We start from the raw sequence: 23,949 nt of genomic DNA, 5'->3' as shown, positions 1-23,949 counted from the left end.
CCGCTGAACAGCCCCAGCGGGGAGGGCATCCCTATACCTTGGACCATCGAGGGGCCGCTCACATCAGAGCACACCCCCTCCAGCCACCGACTTAGCCACACCAACAGCAGGAGCGGGACGTGAGCAGCGAGAAGATTCAACGCGTCGGCATCATCGGTGCCGGACAGATGGGCGCCGGCATCGCGGAGGTGTGTGCGCGGGCACACGTCGACGTGCTTGTTTTCGAGCAGACCAGGGAGCTGGCCGCGGCAGGCCGCTCGCGCATTCTTCGCTCGCTCGATCGCGGCGTCAGCAGCGGCAAGATCACCGAGCGGGAACGCGAGCAGGCCGCGTGGCGGCTGCGGTTCACCTCCGACCTCAACGACTTCGCCGACCGCCAGCTGGTGGTCGAGGCGGTGCTCGAGGACGAGAAGGTGAAGACCGCCATCTTCGCCGAGCTGGACAAGGTCGTCACCGACCCCGAGGCCGTGCTGGCCTCCAACACCTCCTCCATCCCGATCATGAAGATCGCGGTCGCCACCACGCAGCCCGAGCGCGTGGTCGGCATGCACTTCTTCAACCCGGTGCCGGTGCTGCCGCTGGTCGAGCTGGTCACCACGCTGAAGACCAGCGAGGCCGTGTCCAAGCGGGCCGAGGCGTTCGCCGGCGATGTGCTGGACAAGCAGGTCGTCCGATCGGCCGACCGCTCCGGTTTCGTGGTCAACGCGCTGCTGGTGCCCTACCTGCTCTCGGCCATCCGGATGGTCGAGTCCGGCTTCGCCACCAAGGACGACGTCGACAAGGCGATGGTCCTGGGCTGCGCCCACCCGATGGGTCCGCTCGCGCTCACCGACCTGGTCGGCCTGGATACGGTCAAGTCGATCGCCGACTCGATGTACCAGGAGTTCAAGGAGCCGCTGTACTCCGCCCCGCCGCTGCTCATGCGGATGGTCGAGGCCGGATTGCTCGGCAAGAAGACCGGCGCGGGTTTCTACCAGTACAACCGGGCCTGAGCTCGTTTCGATTCAACCCCAGGCGCTATAGCGTGCGGCGTCCATTGGTTCCGGTGGGCGCCGCACAGCCATCGAAGGGAGCAGCGCGCTCATGGTGAACGTGACCGACGGCTACGGGTCGAGCATCCTCGGCTACCCGCGGATCGGGCCGCATCGAGAACTCAAGCGGGCCCTCGAGGCCTATTGGCGCGGTGCGATTCCCCGCGCCGAATTGCTCGCGGTGGGCCGCGACATTCAAGACCGGCAGTTCAACGAACTCGCCGCCACCGGGTTGACCCAGGTCCCCGGCAATACCTTCTCCTTCTACGACCACGTGCTCGACAACGCGCTGCTGTTCGGCGCGGTGCCCAAGCGGTTCGAGCAGTACCGCGACGAGCTGGATCCACTCGACTTCTATTTCCTGATGGCGCGCGGCAATCCGGACGTGCCGCCGCTGGAACTGGTGCGGTTCTTCGGCACCAACTATCACTACCGGCAGCCGGAATTGGATGCCGACACCGAATTCTCGCTGCACCCCGATGCGCTGCTGGACGAATTCGACCGGGCCAAGGAGCGCGGCATCGAGCTGCGCCCGGTGGTGCTCGGTCCGCTGTCCCTGCTGCTGCTGTCCAAGGCGGGGCAGGTGCCCGGCCAGGACGAGTTCGACACGCTGAAGCTGCTCGACAAGCTGCTCCCCGCGTATGAGCAGCTGTTCGAGATCCTGGCCAAGCGCGGCTCGACCTGCGTGCAGCTGGACGAGCCCGCGTTCACCAGCGAGCGCACGCCCGCCGAGCTGGCCGCGTTCGAGGCTGCCTACCAACGGCTTTCGAAGGCGCCGCTGCGACCGCGGATGCTCGTGACCGGGCAGTACGGCGATTTCGGCGAGGCGCTGCGGATCCTGGCGGCCAGCAACGTGGAGGCCATCGGCCTCGACCTGGCCAGCTACCGGATCTCCCCGGAGGACCTGGCCGAGATCCCGGGGATTCGCCGCAAGCGGCTCTACGCCGGGGTGATCAGCGGCCAGAACGTCTGGCGCGCCGATCGGTACGTCACGCTCGAGTACCTGAACCGGCTCGCGCAGGTGTGCCCGGACCTGGTGGTCTCCACCGGCACCACGCTGCTGCACGTGCCCTACGACCTGCTCATCGAATACGACATCCCCGGTAACGTCGCCGACCGGCTCGCCTTCGCGAAACAGAAGGTCGGCGAGGTGGTTTCGCTCGCCAAGGCGCTCACCGACGGCCCGTCGGAGAGCTGGCGCAAGCGGCCGACCGAGGTGCACTTCAAGCAGAAGCACGCGGTGCGGCAACGGGTTTACGCGGTCACGCCGAAGATGCGTGAGCGCGAACCGTATTCGGTGCGTCGCGCGGCCCAGCAGGCCAGGCTGAACCTGCCGCCGGTCCCGGCGACCACGCTCGGCTCGTTCCCGCAGACCGGCAAGATCCGGCAGGCGCGCTACGAGCTCGGGCAGGGCCGGCTGTCCTTCGACGACTACAAGAAGCGGATCGAAGCCGAGATCGAGGCGACCATCCGGCTGCAAGAAGACATCGGCCTCGACGTGCTGGTGCACGGCGAGCACGAGCGCAACGACATGATCCAGTACTTCGCCGAGCTGCTGGACGGCTTCGCCACCACGCACTTCGGCTGGGTGCAGGTGTACGGGTCCCGGTGCGTGCGGCCGCCGATCATCTACGGCGACGTGTCCCGGCCCGCGCCGATGTCGGTGGAGTGGATCAGCTACGCCCAGTCGCTGACCGACAAGCCGGTCAAGGGCATGGTCACCGGGCCGGTCACCATGCTGGCCCGCTCGTTCGTCCGGCAGGACCAGCCGCTGCACGAGACCGCGGATCAGGTGGCCCTGGCCATCCGCGACGAGCTGGCCGACCTGGAGAAGGCGGGCATCGCGATCATCCAGGTCGACGAGCCGGCGCTGCGGGAGATGCTGCCGCTGCGGCCCGCGGGGCGGGCGGAGTACCTGCGCTGGGCGGTCGGTGCGTTCCGGCTGGCGACCTCCGGGGTCAAGCCGGAAACCCAGATCCACACGCACATCGGGTATTCCGGGCGAGCCGAGGTGGTCGAGGCGATCGAGGAGCTGGACTGCGACGTCACCGCGATCGTGGCGACCCGCTCGATCGACTGGGTGGTGAAGGCGCTCGCGGCGGACAGCGGCACCGATCACGGACTCACGCACGGCGTCGGCCCCGGTGTGTACGAGAGCCGCTCGGCGCGCATCCCGGACATCGATGAGCTGGACGAATTGCTCACCGCCGCAGCGGAAGCCATCACCCCGGAACGACTATGGGCGAATCCGGACGGTGGCCTGAAGACGCGGCACTACTGGCAGCTGGAGCCGTCGCTGCGCAATCTGGTCGCCGCGGCGCGCCGGGTGCGCAGGCGCGCGCTGGCCGGCGAGTAGCCGAACTACGTTGGCCGCCCCCTGTTTTCGCAGGGGGCGGCTTTCGCGAGTCGGATCCGGGGTGTCGGCGGTCATACCCTGATCCTGCGGGCCGTGACGTAACCCACTACAGACCTCGCGGTCCGAAGGCGAGGAATACGCGAGGTTGCGGTAGAGTTACCAAAGGCAAGCGTTGATCTTCACGCTCCCTCTCGATCCGTCGTGGATGTCTTACCTTTCGCGTCGGCGCCTCAGCTGGGTGTCATAACACCGAACGCACGGACCACAATCCTGCGCAGCGCTGGGGTACACCCCCGATGCCTGGAAGGCACACCCACCACATATGACCACCCCTGTTGTTTCGAGCCCTGCCTCCACCACGTCGTTCGCCGCCCTCGGCGTCGGCGCGAAGCTGGTCGGCGCCCTCACCGCGAGCGGCATCACGGCTCCGTTCCCCATCCAGTCGGCCACGCTGCCCGACACCCTCGCCGGTCGCGACGTGCTCGCCCGCGGCAAGACGGGTAGCGGCAAGACGCTCGCCTTCTCCATTCCCATGGTCGACCGCCTGGCCGGCGGCGATCGGCGCCCCGGCCGCAGGCCGCGCGGCCTGATCCTCGCGCCGACCCGCGAGCTGGCCACCCAGATCGCCGCCGCGCTGGAGCCGATGGCCACCGCCGCCGGGCTGGCGGTGACCACCATCATGGGCGGGGTCTCCCAGCACCGGCAGGCCAAGGCCTTCTCCGCCGGCGTCGACATCGTCGTCGCCTGCCCCGGCCGGCTGGAGGACCTGATGCGTCAGCGCGTGGTCTCGCTGCAGGACGTGCAGATCACCGTGCTGGACGAGGCCGATCACATGGCCGACCTCGGCTTCCTGCCCGCGGTGACCCGCATCCTCGCGGCCACCCCGAGCGGCGGTCAGCGGCTGCTGTTCTCCGCGACGCTGGACAACGGCGTGAACAAGCTGGTCAAGCAGTTCATGCGCAATCCGGCGACGCACTCCGTGGACACGGCGGACTCGCCGGTGGCCGCGATGACCCACCACGTGTTCGAGGTCGGCGGCGCCGAGGCCAAGCGGGTCCTGGTCGAGACCCTGGCCGCCGGATCCGGGCGCCGGATCCTGTTCATGCGCACCAAGCACCAGGCGCGCAAGCTGGCCAAGCAGCTGACCACCGCGGGTATCCCCGCGACCGACCTGCACGGCAACCTGTCCCAGGTCGCCCGCGACCGCAACCTGGCCGCGTTCAGCAACGGCACGGCCCGGGTGCTCGTCGCGACCGACATCGCGGCGCGCGGCGTGCACGTCGACGACGTCGAGCTGGTCGTGCACGTCGACCCGCCGGCCGAGCACAAGGCTTACCTGCACCGCTCCGGTCGTACCGCGCGCGCGGGCAGCGCCGGCGATGTCGTCACCGTCGTGCTGCCCGAGCAGCGCCGCGACGTCGCGGCCCTGCTGCGTAAGGCGAACATCACGGTCGCGTCCCAGCGGGTGACCGCCGATTCGGCGCCGGTCACGGCGTTGGTCGGCACCCTCGCACCGCGGGTCGCGCCGAGCGCGATTCCCGTGCCGTCGAATGACAGTCAGGGCAACCGGAATCGGCGTGGCGGCGGCGATCGCCGGTACGGCGCGCCTGCCGGGCAGTCGCGTAGTCGTGGCGAGCGTGGACCGCGCGACGGTGCCACCTCCGGTGGCCAGCCGCGCACCCGCACCGCCCGGGACACCGATGACGCATCGCGCGGTGCCGCCGGCCGGCCGCGTCGTGGCGGACGTGGCACCGGCGACGTTGCCGGTGGCCAGCCGCGCAACCGTAATGGGCATGGCGCCAACGGCTCTGCCGCGCACAACTTCGATGCCGCCGGACGTACCGCGACTCGCTCCGCGCGGGGCGGGGCGCCGCGCACCCGCGCGACCCGTGAGCAGGCGCCTGCCGCCCGGGCCGGGCGTTCCTGAGTTCACCAGCTGAAAGGTCAAGGCCGTCTTCCCATTACGGGAAGGCGGCCTTTATCGCTGCGCGGCCGCGAGCCGGTCGACGGGGCCGCCGGAGCCGGGGATTCGTATCGTTGGAGTGTGGGAGCAGACAACGACACCTGGCCGGTGGCACAGGTGCGGATCGCCCGGCCGACGGATCGGCTCGACGCGGTGGTGCGGTTCTATGTCGAAGGGTTGGGGTTACGCGAGCTGTTTCGGTTCGCGAACCACGACGGCTATGACGGGGTGATGGTCGGGTTGCCGGGGGCCGGTTATCACCTGGAGTTCACGACGCATGTGGACGGCAGTCCCGGTGCCGCACCGAGTGCGGAGAACCTGCTGGTGCTGTATTTCACCGATGCGGCGCAGATGTCCGAGGCCGCGCGGCGGCTGACGGAGTTCGGTGCCGAACCGGTCGAGGCGGCGAACCCGTACTGGACGGCCAACGGCGGCTTGACCTTTCCCGATCCGGACGGCTGGCGGGTGGTGTTGATGCCGCGGCCGGTGTTCTGACGGGTCAGTGGTTGAGCGCGGCGACGCCGAGCATGAGGCCCGCGCCCGCCACGGTGCAGGCGAGGGTGAGGCGGGACGGGTGCACGGCGTGTGCCTCCGGGAGGATGTCCGCGGTCGCCAGGTAGAGCAGGAAGCCGGCGAAATAGCCGAGATAGAGGCCCACGACGCCGTGCGGCACGTGGATCAGCGAGCCGAGGATCGCCCCGACGACCGGGGCGACGGCATCGAGCGCGAGCAGGGTCAGCGCGCGTTTGCGTGCGTTGCCGTAGAGGGTCGAGATGGTGAAAGTGTTGAAGCCGTCGGCGAAGTCGTGCGAGATGACCGCGATGGCGACGGCGGCGCCGACGGTGGCGCCGGCCTGGTAGCCGAGCCCGATGCCGAAGCCGTCCAAGAGGCTGTGGAAGATCAAGCCCGCGGCGGCGAGCAGGCCGACGGATTCGAAACCGTGTGTGTGCGTGCCGAATTCCTGCTCGTGCCCGGTGTGGATGGCGACCGCGCGCTCGATCACGTGGATGGTCAGGAATCCGCCTACCGCGGCGATCAGCGCGGCGGGCACGCCGAGCACGTGCCGGCCGGACTGTTCCAGCGCCTCGGGCAACAGGTCGAAGAAGACGACGCCGAGCATCACGCCCGCGGCCAGGCCGAGTACCAGGTGTTTGCGGTCGCCGATGCGCACCGCGACGAGGCCGCCGACCAGTGTCGCGCACATCGACACCAGCCCCAGCAGAATCGCCATCGTTCCAGCGTGGGTGATCGGCACGGGCGGGAACGTTAGCACGGGCCGGTGAGTTCACCGGCCGGTCGCCCGGTACCGGTCAGTCCGGGCGCACGGCCGCGCTCAGTGTGCGCAGGCCCGCGGTCAGGGTCTCGGCCGTCGGCGCGTTGTCCGGGTCGACCAGCCACTGGATGAGCAGTCCGCCGATCAGGGTCTGCAACACGGCACCGACCGCGGGATCGGTCGAGTCGTCGGCGAAGAAGTGCGAAAGTCCCTCGCGCGCTTGGGCTTGCGCGACGCCGAACTCGGTGCGGAGCTCGGCGGAGTGCAACGCCTGGGCGAAGCTCTCGGCATTGGCCGACCACAGCGGCCGGTCCGCGGTGAACGAGTCGATCAGGCGTTGCAGGAAGGCGTGCAGCCGCACGGCCGGGTCGCCGGGATCGTCGGCGGGCGGTGCGTCGAGGATCTGCTGCACCGCGCTCGCGGTGGTCTCCATCATCGCCTGGGTGAGCAGCTTGTCCCTGGTGCCGAAGTGGTAGTTGATCGCCGCGAGGTTGGTGCCGGAGGCGGCCACGATGTCGCGCACGGTGGTGCGCGCGTAGCCGCGTTCGGCCAGGCATTGCTTGGCCGCGGCGAGCAGATCGTCTCGGGTTCCCACCTCCGCACGATAGCAGTCGGGCATACGTGTGTTTGTGACGAGTGTTTCAAACATATGTTTGTGACAAATGTTTGAAACGTGCGTATGGTCGGGAACATGACCGCTCAGCGCCCTATTTCTCCGTTCGAATCCACGTTCTTCGGCACCGGTACCAAGCTCGGTAGCGTCCCCACCGGCGGTATGCCGCTGTTCATCGGCTCGACTGTGCACGGCGCGCTCGAGCCCGAACTCCTGCGCCGGGTACTCGGCGAGCTGGCCGCCGGTCATCCACTGCTGCGCAGCGAGGTGGTGACCGCGGCCGACGGCACGCCGCACCTGCGCCGCGACGACGACTATGTCCCGCGCCTGGACGTCGCCGACGGTGATGAGGCCGACTACCTGCGGCTGGTGAACGGCCCGCGGGATTGGACCGGCGGGTTGTTCCGTGCCCAGCTGTTCCGCGCCGACCGGCGCCAGCAGCTCGTCCTGGTCGTTCATCACGGAATCTCCGATGGCCGTTCGGCTTTCGCGTTGCTCGCCGAGCTGTGGCAGCGCTACACCGCCCATGTCGCGGGAAGCCCGCTGCCGGTGGATGATTCGGACGAGGCGTTGCCTGAGGCGGTGGACATCCGGCTCGCGGAGGTGTTTTCCGAGGCCGAGGTGACCGAGTTCCTCGAGCTTGCCGCCGCAGGTGTGACGATGATCGATCCGGCGGCGGCACCGCGTCAATTGCCCTGCGACGGCGTCGCCGACGATCCGCTCGGACGATTCGCGGTGCGCCGCATCGAATTGGACACCCGCGAGACCGCCGCGCTGGTCGATTCCGCGCGGGCGCACGGTATCTCGGTGAACAGCATGCTCGCCGGCGCCGCGCTGGCCGCGTTCCGGGTGCAACTGGAGCCGAATACCGGTGCGCTGCCGATGATCTGCGGGCACGCCGTGGACGTGCGCGGCGAGCTACGGCCGCCGCTGCCCGCGCGCACGATGCTGAATGCCGCGTCCGGCGTCGGCACCGTCGTCGAGGTCGGGCCGGACCACAGCCCGATCGCGCTCGGCCTGCTGGTGACGGCGGGCATGCGGGCCGCCGCCGAACGCCGGGACGCGGGCCGATTCCTGCTGGCCGCACAGCGGGTGACGGACCCCGCGACGGCCGCCGCGTTCGCCGCGCCGCCGACCCTCGCCATGTCCAATATCGGCTGCCTGCCCGCACATTCGACCCCCGCGGGCGTCCAGCACATCCGCGACGACGTTTTCGCGATGGGCCCGGGCATGCCGCCCAAGCTCACCGTGTTCACCGTCGGTGACCGGCTCACCATCCAGGTCGAGCACGACACCGCGGAGCACAGCCGCGCGCAGATGAGCGCGATCGCACAGGCGCTGCTCGAGCAGCTGCGACGGTGCGCGACTACTTCGGCCGGTCCGCTCCGGTGAACCGAATGGTCAACTGGCGAGCCCACTTCCGGTGCGGCTTCGGCGGCGGGGGCGGCAACGGCGCGTCGTGGTCCACGTCGGTCTGCACCTCGTAGCGCCGAATGTAGGCCCCGGAGAACGCCTGCACGGTCGCGGTGACCGGAATCGCCAGCAGGGCGCCGGTCGCGCCGAGCAGGGCCGCGCCAGCCAGCACCGCGCCGAACGCGACGGCCGGGTGCATGTCCAGCGTGGTCGCGGTGATTCGCGGTTGCAGCACATAGTTCTCGAACTGCTGATAGATCACGATGAAGCCGAGGATCCACAGCGCGTCCGAGGGGCCGTGCACCAGCGCGACGATGATCGGCAGCGCCCCGGCCAGATAGGTGCCCACGGTCGGGATGAACTGCGACACAACGCCGACCCACAGCGCGAGCGCGAACGCCGACGGCACGTCGAGCACGCGCAACGCGACGTAGTGCGCCAAGGTCGAAGCGAGCGCGAGCAATCCACGCGAGTAGATGTAGCCGCCGGTCTTCTCCACCGCGATGTCCCAGGCGCGCAACACATGTCGCTGCTTGCGCGGTGGTAGCAGCGAGCAGACGGCGTTGCGGAAGCGCGGCCCGTCGGCGGCGAAGTAGTAGGTGAACAGCAGCACGCCGAGGGATTGGAAGACCACCCCGACCGTCCGCGTGCCGATGTCCCAGGCGTTACCCGCCGCGCCTTCGAGATATTTACTCCAGTTGCTGGTGTATTTCTCCAGGTCGGCGCCGGCCAGGTGGGTATTGAAGGTGCGGTTGACCCAGTCGATGCCCTGGTCGGCGTACTGCGGGGCGTTGTTGACCAGGGTGGTGACCTGATCGATCAGCAACGATCCGAGCGTCCAGAAGAAGGCGAAGACGACCGCGGTCAGGACGAGAAACACCACCCCGGTGGCGAGTCCGCGTTTCATCCCGCGCCGGGCCAGCCAGTTCACCGCGGGCTCGATGGCGAACGCGAGGAACAGCGAGACCAGCAGGATGGTGAGCAGACCTTGTAGCCGGGTCAGCGCCCAGAAGCCGGCGAACAAACCGGCCACCGTCGCCGCGGCGAGCAGGAACGCGCGCAACAGCCACGGCGGCGGCCCGGTGGTCATCTCCGCGGTGACCACCGCCTCGCCGACTGCTGCCGGGGTCGCGGCGGGAGGCGTCGTTTCGTCGTCATCCGCGGGCACACCGCCAACGTACCCACGATCGCCGGAGCCCGCGCCCGCAACAGGCGGGCGCGGGCTCACCCGCCTGCTCAGATCTCGATCTAACCGGCGGCAGGCATCGGACGTCGTTGCCGCAGGACGTCCTCGGTGTGCTCGTCGCGCCGGGTGGTTCGGTGAACGGACCCGATCCCTGTAGTCCTGGAACTACTCGGTGATCACATGGTCGAGACGTCGATGACGAAGCGGTAGCGGACGTCGCTGGCGACCACGCGGTCGTAGGCGCCGTCGATCTCGTCGGCGGAGATCACCTCGATCTCCGGGCCGATGCCGTGCTGGGCGCAGAAGTTCAGCATCTCCTGGGTCTGGGCGATGCCGCCGATCATCGAGCCGGCCAGCGAGCGCCGGTAGCCGGCGATGGTGAACGGCTTGATCGTCATCGGGTTTTCCGGCAGGCCGAGGATCACCAGGGTGCCGTCGAGGTTCAGCAGCTTCAGGTAGTCATCGATCGGCAGGTCCGCCGAGACGGTGTTGAGGATGAGGTCGAACTTGCCGCGCAGCTCGCGGAAGGTCTGCCGGTCGCTGGTCGCGTAGTAGTGGCTCGCGCCGAACAGCTTGCCGTCCTCCTGCTTGCTCAGCGAGTGGCTGAGCACGGTGACCTCGGCGCCGAGCGCGGCCGCGATCTTCACCCCGACGTGACCGAGCCCGCCCATGCCGATGATGGCCACCTTCTTGCCCGGCCCCGCGTTCCAGTGCCGCAGCGGGGAGAACAGGGTGACGCCCGCGCACAGCAGCGGTGCGGCCTGGTCGAGCCCGATGCCCTCCGGGATGCCGACGACGAAGCTCTCGGTGACCACGATCTGGGTCGAGTAGCCGCCCATCGTGTATCCGTCGACCTGGACCGACGGATCGACCGTCGTGTTGTAGGTCATGGTCGCGCCGCGGTGGCAGTACTGCTCCTCGTTGGCCAGGCACGGTCCGCACTTGCCGCAGGAGTTCACCATGCAGCCGACGCCGACCCGGTCGCCGACCTGATACTTGCTCACCTCGGACCCGACCGCGGCGACCAGGCCCGCGATCTCGTGACCGGGCACCACCGGGTATTTGGTGCCGCCCCACTCGTCGCGCGCGGTGTGAATGTCGGAATGGCAGATGCCCGCGTATTTGATATCGATCAGCACATCGCGGGGACCGAGGTCCCTGCGCTCGATCGTCACCTTCTCGAATGCGCCATCGGATGCGGATAGGGCGTACGCGGCAGCAGTTGTCATGCATACATGCCTACCGCCGCATGCGCCTCCTTGCCAAACACGACACAAATCGGGCAGGCCTTAATTAGCGACACGCGGCACTATCGGCGGTGATCAACGACGGACCGCGCCATTTTCTGATCTACGGTGAAGATCTCCGGCCACAATGGAATTCGCAGGTATCGAGGCGGAGAAACGATGAATGAGAAACGGTTCGGCGGCCGCGCGCCGGCGATGATCGTCGCCGCGCTGCTGGCCGTGGCCGCGTTCCTCGGTTACCGGGGCGAGCTGCCCAGCTGGTCCGGCGGAACGACCGAGATCGCCGCGCCGGTGCCGGCGCCGCCCCCGCCGCCGCTCGACCCGCTGGCGGTCGCTGCCGTGGTGGACCCGGCGCTGGTCGATATCACCGCGTCGACCAGGCCGTTCGGGCTCGGCGCGGCCGGTTCGGGCATCGTGCTCACCTCGGACGGTCAGGTGCTGACCAGCCATCACGTGGTCAAGGGCGCGGACACGGTCACCGTCACCGATGTCGGCAACGGCCGCGAGTACGACGCGGTGGTGCTCGGGTACGACTCCGACGCCGATATCGCGTTGCTCGCGCTGACCGGGGCGACCGATCTGCCGACCGCGCGGATCGGCAGTTCGGCCGACGCGCGGGTGCGCGACGAGGTGCTGGCGATCGGCAACGCGGGCGGCGTCGGCGGCACCCCGACCGCGATCCAGGGGGTGCTCACCGATCTGGACAGCACGATCGTCGCGCTGAATTCCGCAGACCTGTCCCGCAAACCGCTCACCGGGATGCTCGAGGTCGCCGCCGCGGTCACCTCCGGGCAGTCCGGGGGTGCGCTGGCCGATCGGGAGGGCGCGGTGATCGGGGTGATCGCCGCGGCGTCCGGCGATCCGGCCCGCGCGGTGAGCAGGCCGCCGAACGGTTACGCGGTGCCGATCGATACCGCGATGCGGGTGGTACAGCAGATCCGCTCCGGCACGCCGACCGACACCGTGCACGTCGGGCCGACCGCGACGCTCGGCGTGCTGACCACCGACGCGAAACCCAGCGGCGCCCGCATCGACCTCGCGCTCTACGGGCTACCCGCCTACGCGGCCGGGCTGACGCACGGTGAGGTGATCGTCGCCGTGGACGGCCGCGAGATCATCTCGGCCCGGACGCTGCACGCGGCGATCAACGTGCACAAGCCCGGCGACTCGATCCAGCTCGACATCCTGGACACCGCGGGCGCCCGGCGCACGGTCGCCCTGGTGCTCGCGCTCGGCACGCCGAACTAGACCAGCGACAGCCAGTAGTCCTGGAACCGCAGGAAGATCAGCACCAGCACCACCGCGTAGAACAGCGCGACGATGGTCCAGCGCCATTCCGCGAGGATGCGCAGCGGGCCTCGTGACCCGCCCCAGAGCTGATCGGTGACGACCGCGAGCAGCGGGGTGATGATCGCCCACACCACCATGCAGTACGGGCACAGCGCGTTGATCCGGTACAGGCTCTGGAAGATCAGCCAGCCGACGAAGCCGACGCCGAGCAGCAGGCCGAGCCACAGCCCGCCCCAGATCCAGGTCGGAAACCCCACCCCGGCCACCGACAGCACCGCGAGGGTGACCAGCACGGAGAAGCCGACGATGCCGATGATCGGATTCGGGAATCCGAACACCGCGGCCTGCTTGGTCACCATCACCGATCCGCAGGACAGGATCGGGTTGATGCTGCACGAGGGGGTGTAACCCGGGTCGGTGAACAGCTTGAACCGTTCGATGGTCAGTGCCACCGCGGCCAGCCAGCCCGCCAGCCCGCCCAGCAGAAGGATCCAGGCGGCCCGGGGTGGGGCGGTGCTCACTGCGCCGCGGCGGCAGCGATCGCCGGTGCGAGGCCGCCGGGGCCCATCAGCTCCTGGCTCGACTGGATCTGCTTGCCGTTGACGAAGACCGACGGCGTCGACTGGATGCCGCTCTTGAGCACCTCATCGGTGCGGGCCTGGATGTACTTGTCGTACTTCACATCCGTGATGCAGTTCGCCACCGAGTCCGGGTAGCCCGCGTCCTTGGCGATCTGGACCAGCTTGTCGTTCGGCAGGCCGGCGCCGCCCTCGGCGGGCTGCTGGGCGAACATCGAGGTCAGCCAGGCCATGTACTTCGTCGGATCGGCCTCGGCGACGCAGTACGACGCGTTCGCCGCGCGGGTCGAGTAGCGGGTGCTGGACGCCTTGTCCAGGAACGCGATCACGTTGTATTCGACCGCGACGGTGCCGTTCTTCACGTTGTCGTCGAGCACCTGGGAGTTGGCCGCCTCGAAGCCCTTGCACGCGGGGCACTGCAGGTCGGCGACGACCCGGACGGTGACCTTCGCGCCGGGCTTGCCGATGCGGATCGCGCCGTTGTCGGTGATCGTGCCGGTGATGCCCGCCGGATCCGCGTTCGCGGCGGCCGCGATGGCCGGGCTCGGCCCAGGATCGTCCTTGCGCGCCTTCTTCACCGCGACACCGATGCCGATCGCCGCGATGAGCGCGATCAGGACGGCGGCGACGCCCACCTGGATGAAGATCTTGCGGTTGCGTTCGTTGCGATCCGCCGCCAGCAACGGGTTCTTCTTCCCACCCGGGTTCTTGCTCACCGTGCGTTCACCACGCCTTTCGCTCGAGACTGCCGGTACCTGCCGCCACGATGGTAGAGCTGGAAACCGCTCCCCGCTCCAACCGGGCCACGGCCACATCATCATCGGTGAACCTGAGAGATTCCGAAATATCGGGCACCGACGCGGCGATGGGTATCCGTTGTTGTCATACCTGCCGGGTAGGAATTGTCAGATGACGGTCCTCGGCGCGGTATTTCGTCCACAGAATCCACCGGAGCGGTTGCGGGCCGTGGCCCGAGTCGCCGAGGAGTCGGGGCTCGAGCAGCTGTGGCTCTGGGAGGACTGCTTCCTGGAGAGCGGGATAGCCAGTGCCGCAGCGGTATTGGGCTGGACCGAGCGGCTGCACGTCGGCATCGGCCTGCTGCCGGTGCCGCTGCGCAACGTGGCGCTCACCGCGATGGAGGCCGCCACGCTGGACCGGTTGTTCCCCGATCGGGTGCTGCTCGGCGTCGGCCACGGCGTGCAGGACTGGATGGGTCAGGTCGGCGCGCGGGTCGAATCCCCAGTCACGTTGCTCGGCGAATATTTGGACGCGTTGCGCGCGTTGCTGGCCGGCGAGCGGGTCACCACTTCCGGGCGCTATGTGCGGCTCGACGGCGTGGCACTCGACTGGCCGCCGTTCGCGCCGCCGAAGATCTACGCAGGCGCCCAGGGACCGCGTTCGATTCGCCTGTGCGGCTCACACGCCGACGGAACGCTGCTGGATTCGATCACCGACGCCGACGGGGTCCGGGCCGCGCGGACGCTGATCGACGAGGGGCGGACGGCCGCCGGGCGCACCGATCCGCATCCGGTCGTCGCCAGCCTGCTCGCGGTCACCGGGCCGGATGCCGAGGCACGGCTGGCCGCCGAACGAACGCCCAGGCACGCGCCGGGTGCGGGCGTCGCGGGCGGCGCGCAGGTGGTGGCCGACGCGGTGCACCGGTTGGTCGACGCAGGCGCGGACACCGTCATCATCCAGCCGACGGCGGACGAGCCGGATCCCGAGGCCTTCGTTCGCTTCGTCGCGGAGGAAGTCCGCGCGCTGGTCTGAACGGGCACCGCGCTGCCACCACCGGCTCGGCCTCCGGGATCAGGCGTCGGCGAGGCGGCGCTTCTGTTCCTCGACGTCGAATTTCGCCGGGGGCCATTCGAGGTCGAGGCGTTCGAGCGCCTCGATGAGCAGTTCGGTGATCGCCAAGCGGGAGAACCACTTCCGGTCGGCCGGGATCACGTGCCACGGCGCGTACTCGGTGTTCGTCCGATCGAGCATGGCCTGATAGGCCTCGTGATAGGCGGGCCAGTAGGCGCGCTCGTCGATGTCGGACGGATTGAACTTCCAATACTTGTCCGGCCGTTCCAGGCGCTCCATCAGCCGCTTCTTCTGCTCGTCGAGCGAAACGAACATGGCGACCTTCACCAGCGTGGTGCCCTCGTTCACGAGTTCCCGCTCGAACGCGTTGATCTCGTCGTAGCGCGGTTCCCACTCGTCCTTCGGGACCAGGTTGTGCACGCGGACCACCAGCACGTCCTCGTAGTGCGAGCGGTCGAACACGCCCAGCTGCCCGCCGCGTGGCAGCGCCTTGCGGATGCGCCACAGGTAGTGGTGCCGCTTCTCCTCCTCGGTCGGCACGCCGAACGCGTGGTGGTCGACGCCCTGCGGGTCGACCGAGCCGATCACGTGCCGGACGATGCCGCCCTTGCCCGCGGTGTCCATGCCCTGCAACACCAGCAGCACGCTGCGCGAATCACCGGACCGGCCATTGGCGTAGAGGCGTTCCTGCAACGCCGAGAGCACTTCGGTGCGCTCGGCCTGCAGTTCCTGGCCTGCCGCCTTGTCGCCCTTGAATCCGGGCGTGCCGTCGGTGTCCAGGTCGGCGATCTGTAAACCATCGGCTTTCAGGGCCTCGGTCGCCGGAACGGACCACTTCTTCTTCGCCATCTCCCACACCTACCACAGCGGGGGCCCGGCTCAGCGGATGTGCGCGAGACCGATCAGCTGGGCCGCGAAGTCCTCGTCGGAGACCGGGGTGAGGATGAGGTCCTGCGACGTGGTCAGCAGGTAGCGGCCGTCTCCGGTGAAATCGAGCCAGGTGCGGTGCCGGGTGGGCGGCGACATCGGGTTGTCCGGCTCCACCGTGACGGTCAGGAAGCCGCGTCCGTCGACCGGTTTGCGCAGGGTCTGGCGGAACCGGGCGGCGGCGCGGTGCCCGTTGGTGAGGAACTGCTCGTCCCGGTCCGGGCCGAGCACCGCGTCCTGCGGTTCACGCATGGTGCCGAGCTTGCCAGGCTGCGCCGAGCCGATGATCTGCACCAGGCGCTCGCCGACCTGACGGGCGTGACACATCAGCACCGTCACCTTGTCCGGGGTGGCGACCAGGATGCCCGCGTGATTGTGCACCACCGCGGCGAAGGCCAGGATGCGCTCGGTGTCCGCGCCGCTGCCGTTGCGCGGGGGTGTGCTGCGCTCGCCGGAGACGGTGAGGGTGGTCGCGTCGGTGCGCCCGCACAGCATGAGCGCCGCGGCCAGATCCGGGTCGGCCTGCCGGGCGAAGCGTTGCGGCAAACGCAGTGCGGCGTACTCGGATTCGGTGCGCACGGTGGCGGCGGGCACCATGTTGACCGGGTACGGCCTGCGGTCGAGGCTGGTTTCGTTTTCCCAGACGTGGGAGAACTCGTCCGGGGTGAGCACCCATTTCACCGCGCGGCGCTCCCGTCGCCCGCCGGCCGTGGTCCGTCGGGAGGTGGGATGAAGCGGGGCACGTGATTGCCGGAGGCGGGCATGGTCGGCGCGTAGACGTAGGTCATCGTGTCCCGGACGTCGGCCTCGACGTCGGCGGCCGCGCTGTCGTGCGCCATCCGCCGCTGACCGCCGTAGACCGCCTCGGCGGCCGGGTCGGCCAGCGGCCGATACGGTAGCGGCGCCGGGATCGCGGTCCGGATGGTTTGCGCGGCATCGCAATTCAGCTCCATCAGGCGCGCGACGGCCCGGCACACGTCGTGTGCCGCGGTGCCGGCCAGGATGAACTCCCTGGTGGCCCGGGAGGCGGCGTCGGCGGCGCGGCCCGACCAGCGGGCGAACTCCCGGTTGGTGGCGTCGGCGAAGGCTTGGAAGGCCTCGGCGAGCGCGTCCGCGTTCGCCTGCCACGCGGCCGAGGCCTGGCCGAGCGCCGCCGGGTCGAGCGCCTCGCGCACGAGGTCCCAGATCTCCTGATGGCTATAGGAACCGAAGCGTTCGCGGTCCGGTGCGTAAGCGGGATCGGTTGCCCCGGTAGGTAATCCGGCCAATTCCTGGCGGATGCTCTCGGCGGCGGCGCGGGCGGCGGAATCTGCCATGACTGCCTCAGCCGACTCGGTGCTGGGTCATCGGGCCTCTAGGTGCTCGGTGACCAGTTCGATGGCCGCCTTGTTCGCGGCCTCGGCATCGGCGAACTTCTTGCCCGCCGCCAGATACGCGGCCTTGAACAGCAGTGCGGTCTCCTGGAAAGCGGCGAGGGTGTCCAGGTATTGCCTGCCCTTGTCGCCGAAGCCGCGGGTAAGTTGTTGCCCGCTCGGCAGATTCGGGAAACCGGTCACGTCGGTGACGAGATGTCCGTCGAGCATGGCGTGCTGCAGGTCCTCGACCAGCTTGTCGCAAGCGGCGGCGAGGTTTTCGGCGACGTCGGGCGCCAACTCGAACGGCTGACCCGTGCCTGCCCCGGTGGCCGCCGCGTAGAGTTGTCTTGCCGTTCCCTGTCCGGTGTCGGGTACCGCCATCTGGGAAACCCCCCTCTGTTGGTCCACTCCGTAGCGCCGTACTTGAACGGGCACTCTACCGGGCGGTAACGCTCGCCGGGACCTGCTTGGCGGTGCGGTCCCGCTGTGATGTGGGGCACGATTGTTAGACTTCACAGTGGCCTGAGGCGGTGTCTGCGCAGAAAGGCGACCGGTGCCCGAATTCGACGAAGTGCTGCCGAAGTATCTGCGGATTTCGGGGCATTTGCGCGATCGAATAGAGCGCGGTGAACTCGCGCCCGGCGCCGAGGTTCCGTCCGAACGCGAACTCGCCGCGCAATGGAAAGTGGCGCGGCCCACCGCGGCGAAGGCGTTGAATACGTTGCGGCAGCAGGGAATCGTGGAATCACGACGGGGTTCCGGCACCTATGTGGCCGACGGTCCGGTGCTGCGGGAGCGGGCGCCGCACTACGGCTCCGCGTACGCGGAGGGGGTCACCGGGATCGTGCTGGAGGCCGCGGTCGTCGCCGCACCCGATCATGTCGCCGAGGTGCTCGGGGTGCCGAGGGGTAGCGCGGTGCTCATGCGGAAACGGTTGACCGGCAACGAGACTCACGCCACCGAGCTGGCCACCTCCTGGTTCGGCAGCGAGCTCGCCGAGCTCGCGCCCCGGCTGCTGCGCGCCGAGCGGCTGGCCGGCGGCACCCTGCGCTATCTCGAATCCGTTACCGCCCTTCGGGTTTCCTATCTGCGCGACCGGGTCACCGCCCGGCTCGCCACCGCCGACGAGCGCCGACGCCTCGGGTTGGCCCGCCCGGCCGCCGTGCTGGTGTACCAGCTGACGCTGCACGCCGCCGACGGCGCCGTGATCCAGCTCGACGAAATGGTCAACCCGCCCGCGAAGTGGATGTTCCAAAAGGAATATTCCAGCAGGTCATAGGCCCTTTTTCGGATTGACACCCCGGTGTGACGGATGGCATAGTCGCGGATATCGGAAGTGGCATAGGCCAAAGGGTGGGAGGTGCGATGTTCGAGCAGTTGACCATCGGTAGCTGGGTGATCGTCAGCGAGCGCTGCACGGTCCGGCGCACGCCCATGCAGATGGACGACCACCTGACCTACGTCTTCGAAAGCGGCGGAAACGAATTCGAACTCGCGCTGGCGCCGCAGATACTACAGCGGATGGTCGAACTCAGTACCGGGCCGCCGCCCGAGGACGACGATCCGGACTGATTCGCGAGGATCCGGTCCGTCGCGCGCCTTCTCGCGGTGCGCCGGAATGCACGGCGAGAAGGCATTTCTCTCACCGGGATCTCAGCTACCCGTCGATATGCTGGGCAAATGAGCACACTCCCGGACACGTTGGTGGCGGTGCCCGAAGATCTGGACTCGGTGACCACGATCGGCGCCGAGGACGATCCGGCGGCGGCCGGGTTGACGGCGGGCGCGGTCGACGCGCTGTGGGAATCGGTGCGGGCCTGGTATCGGCTCGGGACGACCCCGGCGATCCAGGTGTGTGTGCGGCGTAACCGGAAGATCGTGGTGAACCGGGCCATCGGACACGGCTGGGGCAATGCGCCGGGCGACGGCGCGGACGCGGTGAAGGTGCCGGCCACGCCGGAGACCCCGTTCTGCGGATTCTCCACGGCGAAAGGAGTTTCCGCGGCACTGATGTGCATGCTGATCGAGCAGGGCGCATTCGGGTACGACGATCCGGTGTGCCGCTACATTCCGGAATTCGCGGCCAACGGCAAGGAGCGGATCACCATCGGTCACGTGCTGAACCATTCGGCGGGCGTGCCATTCGTGACGCCGCCGTACAAAGGGTTCGAATTGGTCGTGGACGAGGAATTGGCCGTGCGCGCTCTCGCCGACCTGGTGCCCAGTTGGCCGCCGGGCCGGTTCCGCATTTATCACGCGATGACCAGCGGCCTGATTCAACGACTGCTGGTGCAGCGGGCTACCGGAAAACGGATGCGCGAACACCTCGCCGAACAGGTGCTCACGCCATTGGGCTTCCGCTGGACCAATTTCGGGGTCCGGCCCCAGGACGTCGACCGCGTCGTGGCCGGGGTGAAGACCGGACCCGGACCGTCGCGCATCTCGAAATACCTGGCGCGCAAGGCGCTCGGCGGCGGGATGGGCGGCGCGGTCTCCGACGCCGCGACCCGAGCCTTTCTCACCGCGGAACTCCCGTCGGGCAACCTCGTCACCACCGCGGCCGAACTGTCCCGCTTCTACGAAATCCTCACCTGCGGTGGGGAACTGGACGGCGTGCGGATCATGCGGCCGGACACGCTGCGTTCGGCGATACAGCCCGCGCCGTGGCTGCCGGGGCTGGCCGGGCGGGTCAGCCGCGCCGGGTTCGAATTGGGCGGGCGGCGATCGAAGTTCGGGCGCAATACCCGGTCCCACTTCGGCCGCAGCGGACTGACCACGCAGTACGGCTGGGCCGACCCGACCCGTGGCCTGTCCGGTGCCATCCTGACCAGTGGCAAGGCGACCACCGACACGCAGCGGCCGACCCAACTCGTCGCGCAGATCTCCGCGACCATCGATCGCCACGGCGGTGGCGACAAGCCGTCCTGGCTGTGAATAGCCAGCGCCGGAAATTCATGCCCCGTAAACGAGGGGCACGCGTGAACAATATGTACGCAAAATCATTGCGGTGTATCGGATTCGGACATCCAGCCGATACGCCGACCGGGGCGTGGTGCACGCGCTCCGGTCGAGATGGAGATCGAACATGTCGCAGTCGAACACCCGTAGACACAGGGCGCGCAAGGCAATCCTGCTCTCCGCCGCAGCCGGGGCATTGGTGCTCGCTCCCGCGGCACTCATCGTGCCCGCCTTCGCCTTCCCCGATACCTCTGCCGCACCCACCGATACACCCACCGCGGCGCCGGTCACCACCGCCCCGCCCGTGACCGTGCCCCCGGTGACCACGGTTCCCCCGGTCACTACCGCTCCGCCGGTGACGACCGCCCCGCCGGTGACGACCGCCCCGCCTGTGACGACCACACCTCCGGTCACCACCACCCCGCCGATCATCACCCCGCCGGAAACGACCGCGCTCCCGAAGCCCGCCGAGCCGGACGATCCCTACAACCACGACGGCTACGACGACTGGGGCTACGACCGGTTCGGTTACGACCGATTCGGATACGACAAATGGGGCTACGACCGCCAAGGCTACGACCGTCAGGGCTACACATCCCAAGGCTGCGCCCGCTCCGGTGAGGACCGCCCCGACGCCGACCGCGCCGCCTGTGAACTCCGCCGAGCCCGCCCGTCCACCGGCAGCGCCGGCCGCTGATCAAGCGCGAGCGCGGCAGAGTGCCGCATCGGCGACGGCGCTCATGTCGGCCTGATGCAGCACGGTGGTGATCGGGTCGGGGAGTTGGTTCAGGGTGATGGTGACGGCCCGGTCCGGGGTGGCGGCGTTGATCACGACGAAGCCGTTCATGGCGCCGCCGTGGCTCCAGACCTCCAGTCCGCAGGCAGTGGTCCGATGGAACAGGCCGAGGCCGAAATCATCGCTGCGCAACGGATCACCCGACGGGACAACGTGTTTCATGTCGGACAGCTGGGCCGGTGGCAGGAGTTCGCCGGACAGCAGCGCCATGAAGAAGCGATTCAGGTCGGCGCCGGTCGACACCATGGCGCCGTCGGCGAGGCCCCAGCCCGGATCGATGTCGGTGATGTCGACCAGGGCGCCGTCGAATTCGTGGTAGCCGCGTGGGTGCGGTAACCGAATGATGTGCTCCAGCGGGAACAACGGCCAATAGGTGTCTTGTAGCCCGAGCGGGAGGATGATCCGGCGGGTGACCTCCAGGCCGACCGGCTGACCCGTGACCCGCTGGATCAACTCACCGGCCAGCAGAAAGTCGGTGTTCGAGTAGCCGGTACTGGTTCCCGGCGCGAAGGTGGCGGGTTGATCGAGGCCGAGCCGGATCAATTCCGTTGCCGGACGCGGCCGCTGTAGATCGGCGACGGAGGCGAGATTCAGGTACGCCAGATAGTCGGGTATTCCGCTGCTGTGCCGCAACAGATCTCGCACAGTGATCAGGTTTCCGTCGCCACCCGGACCGTTGACCACGCCGGGAAGATACTGCTCCACAGCGGCATCCAGGTCGATGCGTTGCTCCGCGACCAGCTGCAGGACGACCGCCGCCACGAATGTCTTGGTGTTGCTGGCGATCCGGACTTGCGCGTTGTCCGGGAACGCGCCGCCGGTGCCGAGATCCCCGATACCGCTGTCGAGTTGAGCGTTGAGGCCGTCCCCGGTGACCACCAGCTGCGCCCCGGGAACGCCGACGCGCCGGACGAGTTCATCGAGATCCGCTTGCAGCAGCCCGGGGTCCGGTTCGGCGACCGATATCGAGGCGCCGGTGGAAATCGACATCGCCGCTGTCACAGCAAGGACCGCGGTCATCAAGAATTGCCGCACCGGTTCTCCCCTTTGCGTCGCCTGCTTTCCACGCGGCCCGAACTGAGCGGAAAAGGGCATGCGAGAGTGACACCGCGGCGAATGTCGGTGGCACAAGCACGATCTGGCTGGACAGTAGGGTTATCCCCGGCCAGGCGAAGATCGTTTCCGATCCGCGCTATTCGGGCCGGGTCGCGCTGACGTATTGCAGCAGCCGGTGCACGTTCTGCTCGATATCGACCAGGCCCGCCGCGGCGAACAGCTCGGGGAACGTCCTGGTGTCGAAGACCCGCAGCCCGCTCCACCCGCCGACGACCCGGCTGACGTCGCCGAACGGATTGTCCGCCCGGTAACTGGTGGTGATGGCGATCCGTCCGCCGGGCGCGAGCACGCGCAGCATCTCGCGGGTCGCGCCGATCGGGTCGGGGATCAGATAGAGCGCGCCGAAGCAGCACACCGCGTCGAACGTCCCGTCCGCGAACGGCAGCACGCGGGCATCGCCGCGCAGATACCCGACGCGCGGACCCGCATTGTCGGCGACCGCACGGGCGAGCATCGGTTCCGAGTAGTCGAGGCCGACGGCGAACCCGTCACCGGTCAGCGCGGTACTCAGATGACGGGTGAAATTGCCCGGCCCGCAAGCGATATCGAGCACCTTCTGCGCCCCGCCCAGGCGTAGCGTGCTGATCGCGTCGCGGCGGTCCGACTCCGTCGTGCGCCCACTGGCCAGATAGAACAGCGCGGGCCGCCACGCGCGCTCGTACACCGCGGCCAGCGCGGGATGGTTCATCGTGCGTCGCGCCAGGTTCATCGGGGTGCTCCTCGTTCCTCTTGCGCGCGGGCGGTATTCGGTGGATGTCTGCCGAATACCGCCCGCCGCAATGTATTCAGACTCGCGCGACTTCGATCGTCATCCCCGCCGCGCGCAACCGCTCGGTGAGCGCGTCACCCATCGCCGCCGCGGGCGTGAGGATGCCGGCCAGCTCGGGCTGCTTGCCGGTGTCGAAGGCCAGTGACAGCCCGCTCTCGCCGAGCAGCACCGCGGTCGCCTTGTAGCCGGGATCGCCCTGGCCGGAGAAGGTCGCCACGTACTTGGCGCCCGAGGAGGTCCGGGTGAACGTCTTCATCGCGAACCACCCACTGTCGCGGGCCTTTTCGCTCGGGCCGGTGCCCGGCTTGGGCAGCACCCGGTCGAGCAGCTTGCGCCCGGCCGACACCCGTGACAGCAGCGCGCCCGCCGCCAGGCCCGCGACGATGCCGCCCGCCATGCCCGCGGCCACCAGCGGCGCGGCGGGCGACTTGCCCGCGCTCATCACCTCGCGGTAGCGGAAGTTCTTGCCGTACACCCAGCCGAGCAGGCCGTTGGTCCGGCGCACGATCTTGGTGTTGTGCGCGGCCATGACGAACGTGCTCACCCAGCCGTCCAGGCTCGGGTCGATGGAGCTGGCCCGGGACAACGCCTGATCGGACTGACGCCCGACCTCCGGGTCCATGGACTTGTCCGGACTCAGCGAATACGGGTGCGACAGCACCGATCCCTTGCTCGGATCGGCGGCGATCGCCTCCATCATCGCCCGGCCGGAATCGATGGTGCCGCCGCTGACGCCGCCCTTCAGCGACGCGATCAGCGTGGTCTCCTCCAGCTCGCCGGTGTTGTCCTCCAGCGAGCGCTTGTACAGCTGATACACGCTCAGATCCGACGGAATCGAGTCGTAGCCTGCCGAATTCACGATCTTCGCGCCGGTCGCGACGGCCTGCTCGTGGTACCGGTCGATCGCGTCCCGGATGAACAGCGGCTCGCCGGTGAGGTCGGCGTAGTGCGTGCCCGCCTTGGCACAGGCGGCGACCAGCGGCAGGCCGTAGCGCAGGTACGGGCCGACCGTGGTGACCACGACCTTGGTCCGTGCGGCGAGCGACGCGAGCGCGGCCTCGTCGGTGGAGTCGGCCACCACCAGTCCCCAGTCGGCGGCGGCCGGGCCGAGCTCGGTGCGGACCTTGGTGAGCTTGTCCAGCGAGCGCCCGGCCAGCGCGATGCGCGCGGACTCCGGCGCGGCGGTGAGCAGGTACTCGGCGGTCAGCTTGCCTACGAAACCCGTGGCACCGAAAAGGACTAGGTCGAACTCGCGATTGTCTGCCATGG

The 23,949-nt window shown here is 68.8% G+C and carries 24 protein-coding genes; 11 read left to right on the top strand and 13 right to left on the bottom strand.

Annotation, left to right across the window (positions count from 1 at the left end; all coding sequences use genetic code 11):
- Nucleotides 1-119: 119 nt before the first annotated feature.
- The 4 genes from ACFYO1_RS21375 (at nucleotide 120) to ACFYO1_RS21360 (ending at nucleotide 5,845) form a co-directional block, all read left to right on the top strand.
- Complete coding sequence (locus tag ACFYO1_RS21375; protein WP_150399891.1) at nucleotides 120-992, top strand: 3-hydroxybutyryl-CoA dehydrogenase; 873 nt, start codon at nucleotides 120-122, stop codon at nucleotides 990-992.
- A gap of 91 nt (nucleotides 993-1,083) precedes the next feature.
- Entirely contained in the window at nucleotides 1,084-3,387 is a 2,304-nt protein-coding gene (metE, locus tag ACFYO1_RS21370; protein ID WP_387233538.1) for a 5-methyltetrahydropteroyltriglutamate--homocysteine S-methyltransferase, read from the top strand.
- A 322-nt stretch (nucleotides 3,388-3,709) separates the two neighbouring features.
- The gene (locus ACFYO1_RS21365; RefSeq protein ID WP_387233535.1) at nucleotides 3,710-5,314 is read left to right on the top strand and encodes a DEAD/DEAH box helicase; all 1,605 of its coding nucleotides are present in this window, start codon (nucleotides 3,710-3,712) and stop codon (nucleotides 5,312-5,314) included.
- Nucleotides 5,315-5,431: 117 nt separating this feature from the next.
- Nucleotides 5,432-5,845: a VOC family protein gene (locus ACFYO1_RS21360; RefSeq protein ID WP_387233532.1), complete on the top strand. Its 414-nt coding sequence runs from the start codon at nucleotides 5,432-5,434 to the stop codon at nucleotides 5,843-5,845.
- Between the two features lie 4 nt (nucleotides 5,846-5,849).
- Here ACFYO1_RS21360 and ACFYO1_RS21355 read toward each other — a convergent pair whose 3' ends face one another.
- Both ACFYO1_RS21355 and ACFYO1_RS21350 read right to left on the bottom strand, forming a co-directional pair.
- On the bottom strand, nucleotides 5,850-6,581 hold the full coding sequence (locus ACFYO1_RS21355) for a ZIP family metal transporter (protein WP_387233529.1): 732 nt from the start codon (nucleotides 6,579-6,581) through the stop codon (nucleotides 5,850-5,852).
- Nucleotides 6,582-6,660: 79 nt separating this feature from the next.
- On the bottom strand, nucleotides 6,661-7,218 hold the full coding sequence (locus ACFYO1_RS21350; RefSeq protein WP_387233527.1) for a TetR/AcrR family transcriptional regulator: 558 nt from the start codon (nucleotides 7,216-7,218) through the stop codon (nucleotides 6,661-6,663).
- Between the two features lie 96 nt (nucleotides 7,219-7,314).
- Here ACFYO1_RS21350 and ACFYO1_RS21345 point away from each other — a divergent pair, with 96 nt between their 5' ends.
- A complete protein-coding gene (locus ACFYO1_RS21345) occupies nucleotides 7,315-8,628 on the top strand; it encodes a condensation domain-containing protein (RefSeq protein ID WP_387233523.1) in 1,314 nt (437 codons plus the stop codon).
- Here the strand turns inward: ACFYO1_RS21345 and ACFYO1_RS21340 are convergent.
- On the bottom strand, nucleotides 8,603-9,817 hold the full coding sequence (locus ACFYO1_RS21340; protein ID WP_387233520.1) for an AI-2E family transporter: 1,215 nt from the start codon (nucleotides 9,815-9,817) through the stop codon (nucleotides 8,603-8,605). The two genes, ACFYO1_RS21345 and ACFYO1_RS21340, sit on opposite strands and share 26 nt — an antisense overlap.
- Nucleotides 9,818-10,011: 194 nt before the next feature.
- Nucleotides 10,012-11,064, bottom strand: a complete 1,053-nt coding sequence (locus ACFYO1_RS21335; protein WP_387233517.1) for an NAD(P)-dependent alcohol dehydrogenase — start codon at nucleotides 11,062-11,064, stop codon at nucleotides 10,012-10,014.
- Nucleotides 11,065-11,241: 177 nt separating this feature from the next.
- On the opposite strand from ACFYO1_RS21335, the gene ACFYO1_RS21330 reads away from it, so the two are divergent.
- Nucleotides 11,242-12,330: a S1C family serine protease gene (locus tag ACFYO1_RS21330; RefSeq protein ID WP_387233514.1), complete on the top strand. Its 1,089-nt coding sequence runs from the start codon at nucleotides 11,242-11,244 to the stop codon at nucleotides 12,328-12,330.
- Here ACFYO1_RS21330 and ACFYO1_RS21325 read toward each other — a convergent pair.
- Both ACFYO1_RS21325 and ACFYO1_RS21320 read right to left on the bottom strand, forming a co-directional pair.
- The gene (locus tag ACFYO1_RS21325) at nucleotides 12,327-12,893 is read right to left on the bottom strand and encodes a vitamin K epoxide reductase family protein (protein WP_387233511.1); all 567 of its coding nucleotides are present in this window, start codon (nucleotides 12,891-12,893) and stop codon (nucleotides 12,327-12,329) included. The two genes, ACFYO1_RS21330 and ACFYO1_RS21325, sit on opposite strands and share 4 nt — an antisense overlap.
- Nucleotides 12,890-13,666 (bottom strand): DsbA family protein, encoded by a 777-nt coding sequence (locus tag ACFYO1_RS21320; protein ID WP_387233508.1) that lies wholly within the window; start codon nucleotides 13,664-13,666, stop codon nucleotides 12,890-12,892. The genes ACFYO1_RS21325 and ACFYO1_RS21320 overlap by 4 nt, the downstream gene beginning before the upstream one ends.
- A 193-nt stretch (nucleotides 13,667-13,859) precedes the next feature.
- Between ACFYO1_RS21320 and ACFYO1_RS21315 the strand changes: the two genes are divergently transcribed.
- A complete protein-coding gene (locus tag ACFYO1_RS21315) occupies nucleotides 13,860-14,720 on the top strand; it encodes an LLM class flavin-dependent oxidoreductase (RefSeq protein ID WP_387233505.1) in 861 nt (286 codons plus the stop codon).
- A 39-nt stretch (nucleotides 14,721-14,759) separates the two neighbouring features.
- Here the strand turns inward: ACFYO1_RS21315 and ACFYO1_RS21310 are convergent, their stop codons facing one another.
- From ACFYO1_RS21310 to ACFYO1_RS21295, 4 genes are read right to left on the bottom strand one after another with little or no spacing between them, the layout of a single operon-like run.
- Complete coding sequence (locus ACFYO1_RS21310; RefSeq protein WP_387233503.1) at nucleotides 14,760-15,608, bottom strand: polyphosphate kinase 2 family protein; 849 nt, start codon at nucleotides 15,606-15,608, stop codon at nucleotides 14,760-14,762.
- A gap of 30 nt (nucleotides 15,609-15,638) precedes the next feature.
- Nucleotides 15,639-16,367, bottom strand: a complete 729-nt coding sequence (locus ACFYO1_RS21305) for an ESX secretion-associated protein EspG (RefSeq protein ID WP_387233500.1) — start codon at nucleotides 16,365-16,367, stop codon at nucleotides 15,639-15,641.
- Nucleotides 16,364-17,002 (bottom strand): hypothetical protein, encoded by a 639-nt coding sequence (locus ACFYO1_RS21300; protein ID WP_387233497.1) that lies wholly within the window; start codon nucleotides 17,000-17,002, stop codon nucleotides 16,364-16,366. The genes ACFYO1_RS21305 and ACFYO1_RS21300 overlap by 4 nt, the downstream gene beginning before the upstream one ends.
- Before the next feature lie 27 nt (nucleotides 17,003-17,029).
- Nucleotides 17,030-17,422, bottom strand: a complete 393-nt coding sequence (locus ACFYO1_RS21295) for a hypothetical protein (protein ID WP_387233493.1) — start codon at nucleotides 17,420-17,422, stop codon at nucleotides 17,030-17,032.
- A gap of 172 nt (nucleotides 17,423-17,594) precedes the next feature.
- Here ACFYO1_RS21295 and ACFYO1_RS21290 point away from each other — a divergent pair, with 172 nt between their 5' ends.
- The 4 genes from ACFYO1_RS21290 (at nucleotide 17,595) to ACFYO1_RS21275 (ending at nucleotide 20,696) form a co-directional block, all read left to right on the top strand.
- Nucleotides 17,595-18,320, top strand: a complete 726-nt coding sequence (locus tag ACFYO1_RS21290; RefSeq protein WP_387233490.1) for a GntR family transcriptional regulator — start codon at nucleotides 17,595-17,597, stop codon at nucleotides 18,318-18,320.
- A gap of 86 nt (nucleotides 18,321-18,406) precedes the next feature.
- Complete coding sequence (locus ACFYO1_RS21285; RefSeq protein ID WP_387233487.1) at nucleotides 18,407-18,613, top strand: hypothetical protein; 207 nt, start codon at nucleotides 18,407-18,409, stop codon at nucleotides 18,611-18,613.
- Nucleotides 18,614-18,721: 108 nt separating this feature from the next.
- The gene (locus ACFYO1_RS21280) at nucleotides 18,722-19,975 is read left to right on the top strand and encodes a serine hydrolase (protein WP_387233484.1); all 1,254 of its coding nucleotides are present in this window, start codon (nucleotides 18,722-18,724) and stop codon (nucleotides 19,973-19,975) included.
- Between the two features lie 151 nt (nucleotides 19,976-20,126).
- Nucleotides 20,127-20,696 (top strand): hypothetical protein, encoded by a 570-nt coding sequence (locus ACFYO1_RS21275; protein WP_387233481.1) that lies wholly within the window; start codon nucleotides 20,127-20,129, stop codon nucleotides 20,694-20,696.
- On the opposite strand, the gene ACFYO1_RS21270 is transcribed toward ACFYO1_RS21275, so the two are convergent.
- The 3 genes from ACFYO1_RS21270 to ACFYO1_RS21260 form a co-directional block, all read right to left on the bottom strand.
- Nucleotides 20,697-21,830, bottom strand: coding sequence for a serine hydrolase domain-containing protein (locus ACFYO1_RS21270; RefSeq protein ID WP_387233478.1), 1,134 nt, complete (start codon nucleotides 21,828-21,830; stop codon nucleotides 20,697-20,699). It abuts the gene before it with no gap.
- 157 nt (nucleotides 21,831-21,987) lie between these two features.
- On the bottom strand, nucleotides 21,988-22,620 hold the full coding sequence (locus tag ACFYO1_RS21265; protein WP_387233475.1) for a class I SAM-dependent methyltransferase: 633 nt from the start codon (nucleotides 22,618-22,620) through the stop codon (nucleotides 21,988-21,990).
- Nucleotides 22,621-22,696: 76 nt separating this feature from the next.
- The gene (locus ACFYO1_RS21260; RefSeq protein WP_387233472.1) at nucleotides 22,697-23,947 is read right to left on the bottom strand and encodes a saccharopine dehydrogenase family protein; all 1,251 of its coding nucleotides are present in this window, start codon (nucleotides 23,945-23,947) and stop codon (nucleotides 22,697-22,699) included.
- Nucleotides 23,948-23,949 lie beyond the last annotated feature (2 nt).

Origin of the sequence: Nocardia sp. NPDC006044, from assembly GCF_042871115.1 — a bacterium.
Lineage (GTDB): Bacteria > Actinomycetota > Actinomycetes > Mycobacteriales > Mycobacteriaceae > Nocardia.
The sequence above is the reverse complement of the archived record's forward strand: the minus strand, read 5'-3'. Positions and strand labels throughout refer to the sequence as shown.